The organism is Streptomyces mesophilus (assembly GCF_011044995.1).
Taxonomy (GTDB): Bacteria; Actinomycetota; Actinomycetes; order Streptomycetales; family Streptomycetaceae; genus Streptomyces; species Streptomyces mesophilus.
In genome coordinates, this window is sequence record NZ_JAAKZW010000189.1 from 1 (window position 1) to 16,591 (window position 16,591).

10 protein-coding genes and 3 pseudogenes are annotated in these 16,591 nt (G+C 70.3%); 3 read left to right on the plus strand and 10 right to left on the minus strand.

Features of this window, described 5'->3' with window-relative positions; genetic code table 11:
* The 6 genes and pseudogenes from G6045_RS31000 to G6045_RS31025 form a co-directional block, all read right to left on the minus strand.
* Window positions 1-179: pseudogene (locus G6045_RS31000) on the minus strand (glycosyltransferase family 4 protein); the annotation flags it as partial.
* Complete coding sequence (locus tag G6045_RS31005) at window positions 103-2,457, minus strand: ABC transporter permease (protein WP_235968423.1); 2,355 nt, start codon at window positions 2,455-2,457, stop codon at window positions 103-105. The pseudogene G6045_RS31000 and the gene G6045_RS31005, both read right to left, overlap by 77 nt.
* Before the next feature lie 23 nt (window positions 2,458-2,480).
* Entirely contained in the window at window positions 2,481-3,170 is a 690-nt protein-coding gene (locus tag G6045_RS31010; protein ID WP_165335483.1) for an ABC transporter ATP-binding protein, read from the minus strand.
* Entirely contained in the window at window positions 3,167-3,694 is a 528-nt protein-coding gene (locus G6045_RS31015) for a PadR family transcriptional regulator (RefSeq protein WP_165335484.1), read from the minus strand. Before G6045_RS31015 ends, G6045_RS31010 begins: the two co-directional genes overlap by 4 nt.
* A 128-nt stretch (window positions 3,695-3,822) precedes the next feature.
* A pseudogene (locus G6045_RS31020) lies at window positions 3,823-4,074 on the minus strand (hypothetical protein); the annotation flags it as partial.
* Window positions 4,071-5,030 (minus strand): SPFH domain-containing protein, encoded by a 960-nt coding sequence (locus tag G6045_RS31025; RefSeq protein WP_408056383.1) that lies wholly within the window; start codon window positions 5,028-5,030, stop codon window positions 4,071-4,073. The pseudogene G6045_RS31020 and the gene G6045_RS31025, both read right to left, overlap by 4 nt.
* 313 nt (window positions 5,031-5,343) lie before the next feature.
* On the opposite strand from G6045_RS31025, the gene G6045_RS31030 reads away from it, so the two are divergent.
* Together G6045_RS31030 and G6045_RS31035 are read left to right on the plus strand one after the other, a co-directional pair.
* Window positions 5,344-7,851, plus strand: a complete 2,508-nt coding sequence (locus G6045_RS31030) for a transglycosylase domain-containing protein (RefSeq protein ID WP_165335487.1) — start codon at window positions 5,344-5,346, stop codon at window positions 7,849-7,851.
* A 213-nt stretch (window positions 7,852-8,064) separates the two neighbouring features.
* Window positions 8,065-9,588, plus strand: a complete 1,524-nt coding sequence (locus G6045_RS31035; RefSeq protein WP_165335488.1) for a hypothetical protein — start codon at window positions 8,065-8,067, stop codon at window positions 9,586-9,588.
* Window positions 9,589-9,674: 86 nt separating this feature from the next.
* Here the strand turns inward: G6045_RS31035 and G6045_RS31040 are convergent, their stop codons facing one another.
* From G6045_RS31040 to G6045_RS31050, 3 genes are all read right to left on the minus strand, one after another.
* Window positions 9,675-11,816, minus strand: coding sequence for a SpoIIE family protein phosphatase (locus G6045_RS31040; RefSeq protein WP_165335489.1), 2,142 nt, complete (start codon window positions 11,814-11,816; stop codon window positions 9,675-9,677).
* 182 nt (window positions 11,817-11,998) lie between these two features.
* On the minus strand, window positions 11,999-12,676 hold the full coding sequence (fomD, locus tag G6045_RS31045; RefSeq protein ID WP_165335490.1) for a cytidylyl-2-hydroxypropylphosphonate hydrolase: 678 nt from the start codon (window positions 12,674-12,676) through the stop codon (window positions 11,999-12,001).
* 36 nt (window positions 12,677-12,712) lie between these two features.
* A complete protein-coding gene (locus G6045_RS31050) occupies window positions 12,713-14,110 on the minus strand; it encodes a class II fumarate hydratase (protein WP_165335491.1) in 1,398 nt (465 codons plus the stop codon).
* A 112-nt stretch (window positions 14,111-14,222) separates the two neighbouring features.
* On the opposite strand from G6045_RS31050, the gene G6045_RS31055 reads away from it, so the two are divergent.
* Window positions 14,223-15,137, plus strand: coding sequence for a trypsin-like serine peptidase (locus G6045_RS31055; RefSeq protein WP_165335492.1), 915 nt, complete (start codon window positions 14,223-14,225; stop codon window positions 15,135-15,137).
* Window positions 15,138-15,199: 62 nt separating this feature from the next.
* On the opposite strand, the pseudogene G6045_RS31060 reads toward G6045_RS31055, so the two are convergent.
* Window positions 15,200-16,591, minus strand: a pseudogene (locus G6045_RS31060) (hypothetical protein); the annotation flags it as partial.

Here is a 16,591-nt window from a genome sequence, read left to right on the forward strand (position 1 = left end):
TCGCTGACCATGCCGAGGAACTCGACGCGCGAGCGCATCTCGGCCGGCAGCGAGGCCACGGCCTCCTCCTCGTCGCCACGCCCCACGACGAGGAGCCGGGTCTCAGGCAGCTCCGCCAGGATCTTGGGCAGCGCCTTCATCAGGACGGGAAGTCCCTTGCGGGGCTCGTCGAGCCGGCCGCATCATCCGCAGCAGCGGCGGCAGGCTCAGCAGCGTGACCGCGAGGACGACCCCCGCCCCGATGCCCGTCATCGCCAGGACCGACGGCCAGTCCACGGCCACCGCGGTGTCGACCATCTTCAGGAGGACCACACCGAGCCCGAGACCGACGCCCGCGGCGAGCAGCAGTCCGAGCGCGATGGGGACGGCGGTCTGCCACAGCACCGACAGACTCAGGGTGCGGCGCCGCGTGCCGAACGCGACCAGGGCCGCGAGCAGCTTGCGGCGCTCGCGGAGCTGTTCCAGCTGCGAGACCAGCAGGCTCGCGCCGATGAGGAGCAGCACGCAGGTCGCGCCGACGAACAGCCCCGTACGGATCGAGTCGAAGCGCTGCGACCGTTCCGTGGCCGCCAGTTGGTTGACCTCCGTGAGCGGCGCGATCTGCGCGACCGCGGTGCGCACCTCGTCCCGCGCGTCCGCCACCGCCGGGTCGGTCTTGACGTACACATGTCCCGTCATCGACTGCCGCGCGGCCTCGGGCAGCGCACCCGTCGTCACCAGGAAGCCACTCGTCTCCCCGCCGCCCGGGGCGGCCTTCGGGGTGGCTTCCTTGAGCTGCGCGGGCAGCTGCCACCGCAGGGCCTTGCTCTTGGAGGTCCCGTACGCCGGGTTCAGATAGACCGTGCCGCCGGGCTTCGCGAGCTTGGGGGTCTCCTCGTCGTACTCGGCGCCGACCACCTGGAACACATCGCCGTCCTTGCAGGAGGGCAGCCCGGCCAGATCACGCAGCGCGGCACAACTCCCGCTCGTGACCGACGCGTTGCCCTCGGGGTCGACGGCCCGGTCGGCCGCGACGGTCTGCGCGACCGGCGCCGTCACCTTGGTGACACCGGGGGTCTCCCGCAGCGCGCGCTGCTGCTCGGCGAGCTGGCGGAAGGTGTCCGGGGACTCGGGCAGGAACAGGCTGAGGTCCGCACGCGCCGGATCCTCGCCGGTCTCCTTCGTGTAGTACGAGGACACGCCCGCGAACAGCATCTGCAGCGCGATCGCCCCCGCGACCGCGACCGCGATGCCGTTGACCAGGCGGGCCGCCGAGCCACTGCTCAACTGCAGGCGCCGTACGGCCAGTTGCCAGGACACCGCACCGCCGCCGAGCCGGGCGACGACCGCCTCGACCAGCCACGGCAGGATCGCCGTGATGCCGACCAGGAGCAGGACGACACCGCTGGTGACCATCCACTGGTTGAAGTCCCCGTTCTCGTTGCCCTTCCCGATCATCGGGGAGAGCAGGGCGAGCCCGGCGACCGGGAGCAGCAGCCGCCACCACAGCCGGCGCCGGGAGGGCTTCGCGGTGCGGACCACGCCGAGCGGCTCGATCACGACGCCGCGCAGCGCGAACAGCGTCACCGCCACCGCGGCGGCCGGCACCGCGAGCGCCACCAGGACGACCAGCGCGGGAGCCGGGGCGAGGTCGTGCGAGAAGACGCTGATGTCCATCACCTGGAGCCGGGGCGCCAACTGCCGTGCGGCGAGGAACAGTCCACCGCCGACGACAAGGCCGAGCAGCGCCCCGGCGCAGGCCTCGCCCGCGGCGATCCGGCGCGCCATCCGGCCGTCCGCGCCGATCAGGCGCAGGGCCGCGAGCCGCCGGTCGCGCCGCTCGCCGCCGAACCGTACGGCCGTGGCGATGAACACGCCCACGGGCATGAGCAGCACGATGAAGATGATCAGTGTGAGCAGCAGCAGCCGCGGATCCATCTCCTCGCGCTGCGCGTCCGTGCCGAACGAGTCGAGGCGGTGCATCCGGTAGCCGGTGGGCACGAGGTCGTCCGCGCCCTTGATGTACGAGAGTTCATGCGGCCCGATGAGTCCGTCGTCGCCGATCGTGCCGACGACCTTGCCGTCGATGCGCCGGTCGAGCAGCTCCGCGCCGCCGGACTTCAGCAGCTCGGCGAGTGCGGGCGACACCAGGACGTCACCGGCCTTCGGGTAGGCCGAGAGCCCGGGCGGCAGCGGGGCCTCGGCACCCTCGGGCTGCATGATCCGGCCGCGTACGTCCTCGCCGCGGAACACCGTGTCGACCTGCGCCACGATCACCGTGTCGTCGCCCTTGGGCATGACCTGGTCGCTCATCTGGTAGTCGTCGCGGGCCTCGCCGCGTATCTCCCGGGACTGCAGCGCGTTCGGGATGGCCGTCGTCACAAGGAGCAGCGCCACCCCGAGCCCGACGCCGACCGCCGTGAGGACCGCACGCATCCACCCTTCGCGCCCGCCGGTGACGGCGAACCGGGCGCCCATTGTCAGATCCCTGATCCACCCGTTCACAGCACGTGCTCCATGTCACGCGACTTGCCGTCGCGTACGACGATCTCGCGGTCCGAATACGCGGCGACCCGGGCCTCGTGCGTGACGAGGACGACGGCGGCGTTGGTCGAGCGGGCCGCATCCGTCAGGAGCTGCATCACCCGCTCGCCGTTGAGCGAGTCGAGCGCACCGGTCGGCTCGTCCGCGAACAGCACCCGCGGGCCGGTGACCAGGGAGCGGGCCACCGCGACGCGCTGGCCCTGACCGCCGGAGACCTCGCCTGGACGCTTCTTCGCGAGGTCGTCGACCTCCAGGCGCTCCATCCAGGTGAGCGCGGTGCGCTCGGCCTCCTTGCGCTTGGCGCCGTTCAGACGCAGCGGAAGCGCGACGTTCTCGACACAGCTCAACTCGGGGACGAGCTGGCCGAACTGGAAGACGAAGCCGAAGTCGGAGCGGCGCAGCGCACTGCGCTCGGCGTCGCTCATGCCGCTCAGCTCACGGCCGTTGTACGTGATGGTCCCGGCGTCCGGCGGCACGATGCCGGCGAGACAGTGCAGGAGCGTCGACTTGCCGGACCCGGAGGGGCCCATGACGGCGACGACCTCGCCGGCGTGGATGGAGAAGTGCGCGCCGTCGAGCGCGGCGGTCGGCCCGTAGGCCTTGCGCAGATCCTGCGCGGACAACAGGGAACCGGCAGGCGCGCTCATCCCTCGGTCACCGCCTTCGCCAGCTTGTCGAGACGCGCGGCGGTGAGCTCGAGCCAGCGCAGATCGGCTTCGAGGTGGAACAGGGCGTGGTCGCAGATCAGTTGGTCGGCGAGATCGCCCTTGCGCTTGCGGTCGGTGAGGATCCGCATCATCCGCAGATGCTCCGAGCGCTGCGTGTCGAGCAGATCGCCGGCGTCACGGCCGGTGAGCAGCGCGAGCACGACCTTCGTGTAGAGGGTCGAGGAGAGATACGGCTCGGGCTTCTCCGGCGTCGCCAGCCACTGCTGTACGTCGGTGATCCCGGCTTCCGTGATCGCGTACCGCTTGCGCTCGGGCCCGCCGCCGGCCTCCACGCCGTCGACCTCGACGAGGCCGTTCTTCAGGAGCCGGGACATCGTCGAGTAGACCTGCCCGTAGTGCAGCGGCTTGTCGTGCCCGAACTTCTCGTCGAAGGCGCGCTTGAGGTCGTAACCATGGCGGGGGCCGCTCTCGAGCAGGCCCAGAAGTGTGTGACCGATGGACATGCCGGCGACTCTACACGGTGTGTATACCTCGCGTGTATACGTGGGGTGTATAGCTGGCTTCGCCCCTGTCTCATGCCCGGGCGGGGCGGCCGCCCGCCGCAGGCGCGACGGGCCCGCCCCCTGGCTTACGACTTGGGCGGCCGCCCCCTGCGAGGCAGCGGCCCCGCCGCCCCCGGCAGTCGTCCCGCGTCCTTGAGCGCCTGCCGCAGCAGGAACTCGATCTGCGCGTTCGCGGACCGCAGTTCGTCGCCCGCCCACCGCGCGAGCGCGTCGTACACGAGCGGATCGAGCCGGAGCAGCACCTGCTTACGAGCCGCGCCGGCCGACCGCTGACGAGGACCGGCACCGGGTTCGTGCTCGGGTTCGGGCTCCGGGCTCACTGGTACAGCGTCCCCGTGTTGATCACGGGCTGCGCCGCCCTGTCACCGCACAGGACCACCATCAGGTTGGACACCATCGCGGCCTTGCGCTCCTGGTCGAGCTCGACGATGTCCTGCTCCGCGATCCGCGCGATCGCCGACTCGACCATGCCGACCGCACCCTCGACGATCTGCTGCCGCGCCGCGACCACCGCACCGGCCTGCTGGCGCTGCAGCATCGCGGAGGCGATCTCGGGTGCGTACGCGAGGTGCGTGAACCGGGACTCGATGATCCGCACACCCGCCGCCTCGACCCGCGCGTGCAGCTCGATGGCCAGCTTCTCGGTGATTTCCTCGGCGTTCTCGCGCAGGGAGAGCTGCTCCGAGTCGTACGCGTCGTAGGGGTACTCGATCGCGATATGCCGTACGGCCGCCTCGGTCTGCGTCGAGACGAACTCGACGAAGTCGTCGACCTCGAACGAGGCTTGCGCGGTGTCCTCGACCTTCCACACGACGACCGCGGCCAGCTCGATGGGGTTGCCGTAGGCGTCGTTGACCTTGAGGACGGCGGTCTCGTGGTTGCGGACGCGCGTGGAGATCTTGGTCCGCGAGGTGAGCGGGTTCACCCAGCGCAGACCGTCCTCGCGGATCGTCCCGCGGTAACGCCCGAAGAGCTGGACCACCCGGGCCTCGCCTGGCGCGACCATGTTCAGACCGCACATCGCGAGGAACGCGGCGAGACCGATCAGGATCCCGGAGATGATCAGCGCCGCCTTCGCGCCGCCCGAGTCCACGGCCGTCGCGCCCACCACGAGCCCGACACCGCCGAGCAGCCCGACGAGCCCGAAGAGCAGGGCGAGTCCGCCCCCGATGGAATGCGCCTGGAACTCCCGTACGCGCGGTTCCGGCATCTGCGGAACGTCGGGTGTGGGGGTGGTGTCTTGAGTGGTCATGTCCGGCTCCCCGTGGGTGTCCATGCCGACGAGACGCCCCCGCCGACCTAGCAAACTGCTATCACTTTATCGTGCGTACGAGAGCAGCGCCACAGGACTGTGAAGCGTCGCGAATCCGTGTCAACTCCCGCAAACCGGACGGGTGGCGGCACCGGAACCGATCCTTCACATCCGGAGGAGCAACCGTTCGAGCCCCGCGGTAGTCGGTTCCTGTAGGACAGGTGCTGATTGTCACGTCCGTAAAAGACCGGATCGTCATCCCTTTGTCCCCAGCTGCGGTGTTAGCTTTCTGAGCTGACCCGGGGGAAGCCGAGACACGACTGGAGCAACGCGAACCATGGGCCGAGCGGAAGAAAGGCGAGCGAGGCAGCGCGGCGGCGGTGTCCGCCGAGCAGCGAGCCCGCCGTCGGCCGGCGCCCGCCGGATGGAGCGCGGACCGGACGCCGGTCAGCAGCGCGGACACCGCCCGGTCGGTTCCCCGTCGGACGGCTACGGGCGCGGACCCTCGGACGGCTACGGGCAAGGACCCGGAGCCGGCACCGGATACGCGCGTGACGGCGGAGGCGATCAGGGCAGCCGCGCCGACCGCCGCCGGGCCGCCACGCGCCGTGACCGCGATGATCGGAGTCTGTTGCGCCGAATATTCACCTGGAAGAAGATCCTCGGAACCTTCTTCGGGATGATCCTGCTCGGGATGGCGGCTGCCGTCGGCCTGTATGTGTATGTCGACATCCCCAATCCCAATGAGGACGCGACGCAGCAGAGCAACGTCTACAAGGACGCGAGCGGCAAGACGATCGCGAACGTCGGCGAGACCAAGCGCGAGATCGTCGGCCTCGACAAGATCCCGAAGCCGATCCAGCGAGTCGTCGTCGCGGCCGAGAACAAGACCTTCTACAAGGACCCCGGTGTCGACATCAAGGGCACGAGCCGCGGTGTCCTCAACACGCTCATGGGCAAGGGCCGGCAGGGTGGTTCGACGATCACCCAGCAGTACGTGAAGAACTTCTACCTGTCCCAGGAACAGACGGTCAACCGCAAGGTGCAGGAGCTGGTGATCGCCCTCAAGGTCGACCGTCAGGTCTCCAAGGAGGAGATCCTCGCCGGGTATCTGAACACCAGCTACTTCGGCCGGGGCGTGAACGGGATCCAGGCCGCGGCCCAGGCCTACTACGGCAAGGACGCGGAGGACCTCTCCCTCTCCGAAGGCGCGTATCTCGCCGCCCTGCTCCAGGCGCCGAACCAGTACGACTGGGCCATCGCCTCCGAGACGGGCAAGAACCTCGCCAAGCAGCGCTGGGCGTACGCCCTCGACAACATGGTCGAGATGGGCTGGCTCTCGCCGAGCGAGCGTGCCGAGCAGAAGTTCAAGGAGCCGATCAAGCCCACGCAGAACCCGGGTCTGAAGGGCCAGAACGGCTACATCGTCGAAGCCGCCAAGAACGAGCTCGCCCGGCATCTGATGGAGACCGACGAGATCACCGCCGAAGAGGCGCTGAAGAAGATCGACCAGGGCGGCTGGACGATCACGGTCAACATCGACAAGAAGAAGCAGAAGTCGCTGGAGAAGGCGGTCGCCGACCAGCTGACCGACAAGCTCGACCCGAAGTCCCGCAAGGTGGACGCCGCGGTGAAGGCGGGCGCCGTCTCCGTCGACCCGAAGACCGGGAAGATCGTCGCCCTCTACGGTGGCGAGGACGCGCTCACGCAGCACAACATGGCGATCCAGCGCGACTATCAGGCGTCCTCCACCTTCAAGCCGGTGATCCTGGCCTCGGCCCTTGAGAACAGGTCGACCAAGGACGGCCGGCCGATCACGCCGAACACGATCTACGACGGCGACAGCAAGACGAAGATCGACTTCGGTGGCGGCCAGACCTACGCACCGCCGAACGAGGGCAACGACGACTACGGCGACGTCACCGTCCAGCGCGGCATGGACAAGTCCATCAACTCGGTGTTCGCGGGCCTCGGTGCGGACGTCGGCATGGACAACGTCAAGGAGACCGCGGAAGCCCTCGGTATGAAGGAGTTCGACCCGCACCCCGCCATGACCCTCGGGTCCATGGGTGCCAGTCCGCTCGACATGGCCGGTGTGTACGCGACCTTCGACGCGCACGGCAAGAAGGTCACGCCGTCGATCATCGCGAAGGCCGAGCACTCGAAGTCCGGGGAGTGGGTCCCCGAGCCGATCGGCGACCAGGTGATCAAGCGGGAGACCGCCGACACCATCACCTCGGTCCTGCAGGGCGTGACCAGTGACGGTACCGGCTCCACCGTGCTCAAGGGCGAGTACGCGGGCAAGTACAAGGCCGCGGGCAAGACCGGTACGTCCGACAACAACGTCTCGGCGCTGTTCGCGGGATACACCCCCGAACTGGTCACCGTCGTCGGTATCTACGGTGAGGCGCCCGAGGGCGGCGGAGGCCTGAAGCGGCCCGACGGCAAGCCGGCCGCGGCTGGCAACCACGTCTCCCTGCGCGGCGCCGGCGGCGAGGACACCATCCACGGCTCCGGCTTCCCGTCCCGCATCTGGGCCGCGTACACCCTCGGCGCCCTGAACGGCGGCTCGGACGCGCGCTTCGACCTGGAGACGGACATGGGCGTGGGCGTCGCCCCGCCGCCCACCACCACCCCGCCGACGACCCCGCCGCCGACGACGGAGCCGCCGGAGACTCAGGATCCGACGACGAAGCCGCCGACGGACGACCACACGACCGAACCGCCGACGGACGATCCCACGACCGAACCGCCGACGACCGGGGATCCGACGTACGAGCCGCCGATCACGATCGACCCGGACCCGGACGACCCCAACAACGATCAGGGCAAACCCCGGGATTAGCACCGGCACGGAAGGCGCCCGGAACCGTCACGGTTCCGGGCGCCTTCGCGTGTACAACCCCACCTGCCCGTGCGGCGGTTGAGGTTCCCGGCGGTAACGCCGCCACCTGCCTTGACTTCTCCGCCCCCGCACATCTGAATGTGCGTCAGATGTGTGTGCCGGTTGTGTACGGGATGTGCGCAGGGCGGCCGACGCGGACGAAGGGGGCCCCTGATGCCGGTGCGAAGACCTGTGCTCCCGCGCCGCCTCGCCGCGGCCACCGTCTTCGGCCTGCTGCTCTCGACGGGTGCGGCGGGAGCCGCCGAGTCGCCGGGTCGCGAGGCGTCCGCCGCCCAGGGCGTCACCACCGAACCGACCGTCGAGTGCCGACTCCCCGCCGGTCAGGGCGACAAGAGCGGGCGGCAGACGATCACGGTCAGGATCACCCCCGCCGAGGTCGCCCCCGGCGGCACCGTCCATGTCGAGGTGGACCTCGGCCCGAGCCCCGCGACCAGCCCGCTGGCGCTGGACGACGCACCCTTCACGGCGGGCATCGAGTTCGCGCTGTCCGGCGGCGCGGACGGCACGGTCACCGTCTTCGGCCGGCAGGCCCCCGTCGACGTGCCCCTCGCCCCCGAGCGCATCCAAGTCCCTTCGTACGAAGGTGACTTCATGATGCCGCCGGACGCCCGCGGACCGGTGCGGCTCACGCCCACCCGGACCCTCACCGTCACCCACGTGCTCGACCGGGATTTCGAGACCCCTTGTGCCGTACGGTCCGGGGCGGACGCGATCGGCACGGTCGACGTCAAGGGCGAACCCCGCCCCGCCGCCACCCTCACCGCGGCGGACCGCTCCGCGGTGCCCGGCGCCGTGATCGGGCTGAGCGGTATGCGCTGGACCCCGGGCTCCGCGCCGCGTGCGCTGCTGTGCGGCCAGGACGGTACGGGGTGCAGTCCGGCCAAGTTCGCCCGTACCGCGCTCGAAGTGGCCCCCGACGGACGGCTCTCCGGGACGGTCACCCTCGCCGGCCGGGACGTGGTGCCGGCCGGTGACCACCAGCTGCGGATCTTCGACGGGGCACGGGAAGCGACCGCCCCGCTCGGCATACGGGACGGACAGCCGGCCCCTGACGACCCGAGCCCGGACCCGTCCCGGCCGGCCGACTCGTTCCCCGGCGGCACGGGCGGTCCAGGCAGCTCAGGCGGCGACGCCCCGACAGTCGACGACCCTTCGTCCCCGGCCTCCGAACACGCGGACCGCACCCCACCACCAGAACACGGCTCCGGCGGCGCTCAGGGCCGGCAGCACCTGGCCACCTACATCACCCCGGGACCGCTGGCGATGACCCAGGCCGGTGACGCCGTCGACTTCGGCTCCCTCGACCTCGGGCAACAGTCCACCGCGACCGGCGCGTTGAACACCGTCACGGTCTCGGACGGGCGCGGCCGCAACATCGGCTGGTCCCTGACGGCGACGCTCACGAACCTGACCAACGACAACGGCGGCACCATCCCGGCCGGCTCGGTCACCTGGTCCCCGTCCTGCACCGCCCAGACGGGCAGCGTCGGCCGCCCGATCGCCGGCACCCCGGGTCCGCTCGGTGCGCAGGCGTCCTCCCTGTGCACCATGGGCCACCACATGCGCACCCCGATGACAGGCGGCAAGTTCAAGGCCGACGCCACCCTCTCCCTGACCCTCCCGGGCTTCGTCCCACCGGGGGAGTACAGCGCGACGCTTCAGCTCACATTGCTGTGACCGGAACTTTCAGCCCCTGCGGCGCTTGAGCAGATCCGAACGAAGTTCGGATGAGGGCGTCCGGGGCGAAGCCCCGGTCCCACCCCTCACCGATTCAGCTCGAACCACACCACCTTCCCGGTGGACAACCGGGTCGCCCCCCACCGGCGAGCCATCCGGTTGACCAGGTACAGCCCCCGCCCACCCTCATCCGTGGCCCGCGCCTGCCGCAGCCGCGGCAACTGCGGTACGTCGTCCACGACTTCGCACCGCAGCACGTCGGTCCGAAGGAGCCGCAGCGTTATCGGCCGCGACGCATACCGCACCGCATTCGTCACGACCTCGCTGACCAGGAGCTCGATCGCATCCGTATGCGACTCGAGCCCCCACCGCTCGAGCGCCCGCCGCGCAAGCCGCCGGGCCCGCGAGGGCGCGGAGTCCTCGGGCTCCAGGTACCAGTACGCGACATCGCTGGGCGCGATCCCGTCGAAGCGGGCCGCGAGCAGCGCGATGTCGTCGTCCCGGTCACCAGGGCCGAGCATGTCGAGCACGTCGTCGCAGAGCGCTTCCAGCGGAGGCGAGTGATCAGGCCCGGTCAACTCCGCAGCCGCCGCCAGCCGTTCCCGCAGCTGCTCGATCCCGGTCCACACATCCCGCAGCCGGGACTCGACCAGACCGTCGGTGTACAGGAGCAGCGTCGCCCCGGCCGGAGCGTCGAGCTCCACGGCCTCGAAGTCGACCCCGCCCACCCCGATCGGCGCCCCCGCGGGCACCCGGAGCACCTCCGCACGTCCGCCGATGTGCAGCAGCACCGGCGGCGGATGCCCCGCGTTGGCGATGGTGATGCGGTGCGCGACCGGGTCGTACACCGCGTACAGGCAGGTCGCCATCCGGTCGGAGCCGAGCCGCTGGGCCTGCTCGTCCAGATGATGGAGAACTTCCTGCGGCGGCAGATCGAGCCCGGCGAGGGTCTGCGCGGTGGTCCGCAGCTGCCCCATGATGGCCGCGCTGGTCATCGAGTGGCCCATCACATCGCCGACAACCAGGGCAACTCGGCTGCCGGGCAAGGGAATCGCGTCGTACCAGTCACCGCCCACACGGGCGGTCTCCGCGGCCGGCAGATAGCGGCTCGCGAGCTTCACACCCGTCGGCTGCGGCAGCGTCTCCGGGAGCATCGTGCGCTGCAACTCATCGGCGATATACGCCTCGCGCCCGTACAGGACCGCCTTGTCGATCCCGAGCGCGGTGTGCGTCGCGAGCTGCGCCGCGACCAGCAGATCGTCCCCTTCGAAAGCGGCCCGCTCGGGCCGCCGCAGGAACACCGCCGCCCCGATCACCCGCCGCCGCCCCCTGAGCGGAGCGAGAATCACCCGGCGCGCGACCGGCAACGGGCGGTCCTCGCCGAGCAGTTCGGTCAGCGCGGCCCGCGAGGTCGCGGACTCCCCGAACACCGGTCGGACCCCGCGCAACACCTCGGCGAGCGCTCCGCCGGTCTGCACCTCGCACAGTTCCGCGGCCGGTCCGGCGTCCGGCTGCAACTGGAGCACGGGTTGCAGTACGCCGTCGGTCACGGAGTCTTCCGTATCCTCGGGGGAGTCGGGTATCCGGTCGGTGCGGCGCAGCCGCAGCACCACGGGCCCGACGGGACGCTCCTCGCCGACGGGCAGCGGATCGCGCAGATAGACGAGGATCACGTCGGAGAACGTCGGCACGGTGGCCCGGCACAGGCCCATCACGATCTCGTCGAGGTCCATGCCCCGGGCGATCCGGCGCGTCGCCGCGCCCACGAACCGCAGCCGGTCGCCCTCGCGGCGCGCCTTGTCGCCACCGCCGCGTGCGGCGGGAACGCCACCGGAGTTGCCGGAGCTTCCGGGCGGGCCGTCCTGCTCGGCGGCGCGGCGCGCGGACGACTTGGACCCCCTCTTCGTACGGCCTGAGGACGCACCGGGGGACGTACCGGGGGACGTGGCGGAGGAGGTGCCGGATGACGCGCCGGGACCCGCAGCCGGGCCGGCGCCCGAGGACGTGTCCGACTGGGATCCGGGCCGCGGTCCGGGGCGCGCCTCCGAGGGCGCCTGCCCCTCCGGGACCTGCGCGTGCTCGGCCCCCGACGGCTCGCCCTGCGCGGGTAATGCCATGGCCGCAGGGGTGTCCGGGGAATGCAGCACCGCCCCGCGAGGTTGCGCGGGGCCGGTCGCTCCGGCGGCCTTCGCGCGGCCGCCGTCGTGGGAGGTGGGGTGCTCCGTCACGCGTGTCGAATCCGTCCGTCCGGGGCGCCGCGTCCGGCCCCGCCGATCGAGCCGCGCGCGTGCCCTATGTCCACGTCCCTGCCGAATCTCAGTGACACTCCGTCAAGTGATGCGCAAGCCCTGTCAGTTCCTACTTCCGGAGGACGATCCTACGTTTGCTCCCTGGGGGCGCATCAAGGGTCTCATGTGGACACACGCGCGGGCGTACGATCCCAGTCCTCGGGCAGAACCGGTCTGCGCCAGGCCGGATCCGGACGCCACTGAGGCCACCCGTCGCAGAACGGGGAGCCCCAGGCCCGTACGACCTCGATGGCCGCACGACCCGCCTCGCGCACCGCACGTGCCTGCCCGGCGTCCATCAGACCGGCCCGCCGGGCCTCGGCGAACTCGTCCTCGTCCCGCCAGTGCCAGCTGTGGTCGGGCTGTACGGAGATGTCGAGGAAATGGTCCTCGGAGTCGACGCCGCCCGACCAACGGGCCAGCGGCTCCTCGAGGTTGACGTAGAAGTTCTTGAACCGCCAGCCCTGCTCCCAGAACAGCCAGACCGACCAGGGCGCCCCGGGACGCGCGAGCTTGAGGACCCCGGCGCCGTGCCACCGGTCGCGCACCACGGCGCGCGGCTTCGTGTAGCGGGTGGCCAGCGGCTCGTGGTGCACGGGCGTCCCGTCGGCGAGCACCGGCCGTACGCATTCGGTCCCGGGCGCCATCCACACGGCGAGCAGATCGGCGGTGTCGCGCACGACGGTCACGGGGCGGCAGATGTGGATCTGATCGCCGCCGTTCTCGCGGTAGCGCCACAGAATGTGGCTCCCGGGCGCCCAGCGCTCCACTCCGTCTGCGGTCCTGCCGTGCTCGTTCATGACCAGATATTAGGTGGCGGGATCAGCGCGGAGGCGTCATGGGCGTGTCATACGGAGCACATCCAGCGCCTCGTCCAGCTGCGCCTCCGTCAGCAACCCCTGCTCGACATAACCCGTTTCGAGGACAACCTCCCGGATCGTCTTCCGCTCGGCGAGGGACTTCTTCGCCACCTTCGCCGCCTCCTCGTACCCGATGTACTTGTTGAGCGGCGTGACGACCGACGGCGAGGACTCGGCGTACTCCCGTGCGCGCTCGGCGTTGGCGGTGATCCCGTCGATGGTGCGGTCGGCGAGCAGCCGGGAGGCGTTGGCGAGCAGCCGTACGGATTCGAGGACGTTCTTGGCGAGCACCGGCAGCATCACATTGAGCTCGAAGTTCCCGGCGGCGCCCGCCACCGAGACGGTCACGTCATTGCCCTGCACCTGGGCCGCGACCATCAGGACGGCCTCGGGGATCACGGGGTTGACCTTGCCCGGCATGATCGACGAACCCGGCTGCAGATCGGGCAGGTTGATCTCCGCGAGGCCGGTGCGCGGGCCCGAGGCCATCCAGCGCAGATCGTTCGCGATCTTCGTGAGGCCGACCGCGATGGTCCGCAGCTGTCCGGACGTCTCGACCAGACCGTCCCGGGCGCCCTGCGCCTCGAAGTGGTCGCGCGCCTCGGTCAGCGGGAGGCCGGTCGCGTCGGCGACCTCGGCGATGACCGCGGCCGAGAAGCCGACGGGGGTGTTGATGCCCGTGCCGACCGCGGTCCCGCCGAGCGGCAGCTCCGCGAGCCGGGGGAGCGAGGCCTTCAACCGCTCGACGCCGTACCGGACTTGGGCCGCGTACCCGCCGAACTCCTGGCCCAGGGTCACCGGCGTGGCATCCATCAGATGCGTACGCCCGGACTTCACGACCTCGGCGAATTCCTCGGACTTGCGCTCCAAAGAGGCGGCCAGGTGTTCCAGGGCGGGCATCAGATCCCGCGTCACCGCCTCGGTCGCGGCGATGTGGATCGAGGACGGGAAGACGTCGTTGGACGACTGGGATGCGTTCACGTGGTCGTTGGGGTGCACGTCACGGCCGAGGCGCTCGGTCGCCAGGGTCGCGATGACCTCGTTCGTGTTCATGTTGGACGAGGTGCCGGAGCCGGTCTGGAAGACGTCCACGGGGAAGTGCTCGTCCCAGCGCCCCTCCGCGACCTCGGCCGCGGCGGACTCGATCGCCTCCGCGATGTCCTTGTCGACGACGCCGAGCGAGGCGTTCACCTTGGCCGCGGCGCCCTTGATCTGCGCGAGTGCACGGATGTGGGCGCGCTCGATGCGCTGTCCGGAGACGGGGAAGTTCTCCACCGCGCGCTGCGTCTGCGCGCGCCACTTGGCGTGCGCGGGGACCCGCACCTCACCCATGGAGTCGTGCTCGATCCGGTACTCGTCCGCGTCGTGCGCCATCGCCCTGCCTTCCGGTCGTCTCTGTAACCGAGAGCATCGCCCGGGTACCCGCTATTCCCGCAGCGGCCCTCTTTGACGAGCCATGATCTGCCCTCCGCCTTATGTTCGAGACATGATCGGAATACTCTCCGTAGTCGCCGGAGCACTCCTTGCGACTGCGTTCACTCCACAGGCCCCATCGGGCCCCGCATCCCAGGCCCCCTCGGCCCCCGCCGTCTACGCCCCCGACGCCTCCGACGCCGCCGTCCGCGCGTACTGGACCGAGGACCGGATGCGCGAAGCCGCCCGCCACGCCCCCGGCGGCGAGGGCCCCGACGGCGTCCCCTGGACCCTCGGCGCCGAGCCCGTCCGCAACGTCGGCAAGCTCTTCCTGACGATCCGCCCGGCCGAGGAGGGCGGCCCCGACCGCGACGCCTCGTGCACCGCGGCCGTCGTGAAATCCGCCAACCGCAGCGTGATCGCCACGGCCGCGCACTGTGTGCATCTCAAGGCCGCGGGCGGCTGGATGAAGCGGATGCTCTTCGTCCCCGCGTACGACAAGGGCGCGAAGCCGCACGGCAGTTACGTGGCGAAGTCCGGCGGCATCGACGGTGCCTGGCAGACCGCGGAGGACCACGAGGTGGACTTCGCGTTCCTGTTCCTCGGCCCCGACGAGCAGGGCCGCCGCGTCGAGGAGGTCACGGGCGCCCGGCGCGCGGTCTTCGAGCCGGTCGCGGGCGAGAAGACGGCGCTCGGCTACCCCGTCGACAAGCCGTACGACGGCGAGTCCCTCCAGTACTGCTCGGGCCCCGTCACGGCCCTCACCGACGAGCGCCTCAAGGGCGGCGAACAGCTCTCCCCGTGCCGCCTGACCCACGGCGCGAGCGGCGGCCCCTGGTACGCCCGCACCCCCGAGGGCGAGGACGTCCAGGTCGCCGTCACCAGCTCCCGCCCCAAGGAGCCGGCCTTCGAGAACTCGGCCTGGGGCGCGGTGTTCACGGAGAAGGCCCGCAAGCTGTTCGAGGACGTCAGCCGCGCCGGCGATTGAGGCGATCCGGACGAAGTCCGGATGCGGGGGCCGAGGGCGAAGCCTCGGCCCCCGCAGCTCGCCTAATTGGCGAACACGATCACCGTGAACAGGAAGAACAACCCGATGAGCAGCGGCCAGTACAGAAGCGTCGGCAAGAGATTGTCCCGCCATTCAAGCGCCCTGATCTTCGTCTCCGTACCCAGAATGATCGCGTTGGCGAAGATGCCCATGATCACCACATACTGGGCGATCGCGAAGAACTCCATGTAGCTGAGCGAGGTGTCGCCGACGATCTCCCGGATCTGCGTCTGGTCGACCACCACCACGAGCAGCAGCGACACCGCGAACGAGATCGCCGTCCACGTCGAGAAGCCGAACCGCGGATTGCGCCGGTCGTCCTTCGTGTACACGAACAGCGCCAGGAACATGATCGCGGCGATGAACAGCGACTGGAGCAGCTTGCCGGTCATCGGTCCCGCATAGCTGCGCGCGACCCCGATGTTGAAGTACATGTCCGGCGCCTTGACGTTGGGGCCCGAGAAGGGCCGTACGCCATAGGTCATCGAGTACTCGTGCTCCTGATAGCTGTACGCCGTGTAGTACGGGCTCCAGCCCTCGGACACGATCGACTGGTCCAGGCCGAGACGGTCGTACTTCCAGGGCGGGTACGAGGAGAAGTCCGGCACGATCATCTCGGGCTGGAAGGCGCTGACCGTCCACATCCGCAGCCAGATGTTCTGCTTGTCCAGCGGGTACTTGCCGTAGCTGAACTTCTGCCGCAGGGTCAGGTTGAAGTGCCAGCCGCGCACCTGCTGCCCGTTCGGCAGGTCCACCTTGTAGACCTCGTCCATCGAGTAGCCGTCGGGCGCCTCGGGGAAGGTCACCGCGCGGCTGGTCTCCGGGATGTCCTTGGTGTAGCGCTGCCACACGTAGCCGTTGACCTCGACCTCCTGCGGGCCCGTGAACTTCGCGCCCTGGATGAACAGTCCGGTCGGGATCAGCTTCAGACCGCTCATCACCTTCGGCCCGAAGTACTGCCCGAGCACCCGCTTCGTGTCCGCGTCCGACTGCACGGCGGTGCCGACGATCGTGTTGATGTTCTTGTCGTTGTTGACGACCTGCCAGATCGTCACCGTGCCGAGGACGAAGACCGTGGTGGCCGCGACCGACATCAGCACACACCGCTTGGTGGTGAGCAGGAAGGGCCGGAGCAGCGCCGCCGCAAGGCTCAGGGCGAACAGGACGGCGCAGACCAGCACCGGAGCCCAGTTGTCGCGCTGGGTGTGGCCCGCGTCCACGTCCTCGGTGAAGTACCGGATCGCGGTGATGACCGTGGCGATCGCGGTCAGACCGAGCAGCACCCAGTTGGCCCGCTCCAGGCGGCGCGGCCAGATCCCGGTGGCGGGGGTCTCGGGCTCGTCACCGTCGCCGCCACCGCCCTCGCCGTCCCCGCCGTCCCCGCCGTCCCCGCC

What these genes read in the sequence shown, in the direction of transcription:
- G6045_RS31015 (WP_165335484.1), bottom strand. Translation starts at nt 3,694, where the DNA reads ATGTCCATCGGTCACACACTTCTGGGCCTGCTCGAGAGCGGCCCCCGC.
- G6045_RS31010 (WP_165335483.1), bottom strand. Translation starts at nt 3,170, where the DNA reads ATGAGCGCGCCTGCCGGTTCCCTGTTGTCCGCGCAGGATCTGCGCAAG.
- G6045_RS31025 (WP_408056383.1), bottom strand. Translation starts at nt 5,030, where the DNA reads ATGGACACCCACGGGGAGCCGGACATGACCACTCAAGACACCACCCCC.
- G6045_RS31030 (WP_165335487.1), top strand. Translation starts at nt 5,344, where the DNA reads ATGGGCCGAGCGGAAGAAAGGCGAGCGAGGCAGCGCGGCGGCGGTGTC.
- G6045_RS31055 (WP_165335492.1), top strand. Translation starts at nt 14,223, where the DNA reads ATGATCGGAATACTCTCCGTAGTCGCCGGAGCACTCCTTGCGACTGCG.
- G6045_RS31050 (WP_165335491.1), bottom strand. Translation starts at nt 14,110, where the DNA reads ATGGCGCACGACGCGGACGAGTACCGGATCGAGCACGACTCCATGGGT.
- G6045_RS31035 (WP_165335488.1), top strand. Translation starts at nt 8,065, where the DNA reads ATGCCGGTGCGAAGACCTGTGCTCCCGCGCCGCCTCGCCGCGGCCACC.
- G6045_RS31005 (WP_235968423.1), bottom strand. Translation starts at nt 2,457, where the DNA reads ATGGGCGCCCGGTTCGCCGTCACCGGCGGGCGCGAAGGGTGGATGCGT.
- fomD (WP_165335490.1), bottom strand. Translation starts at nt 12,676, where the DNA reads ATGAACGAGCACGGCAGGACCGCAGACGGAGTGGAGCGCTGGGCGCCC.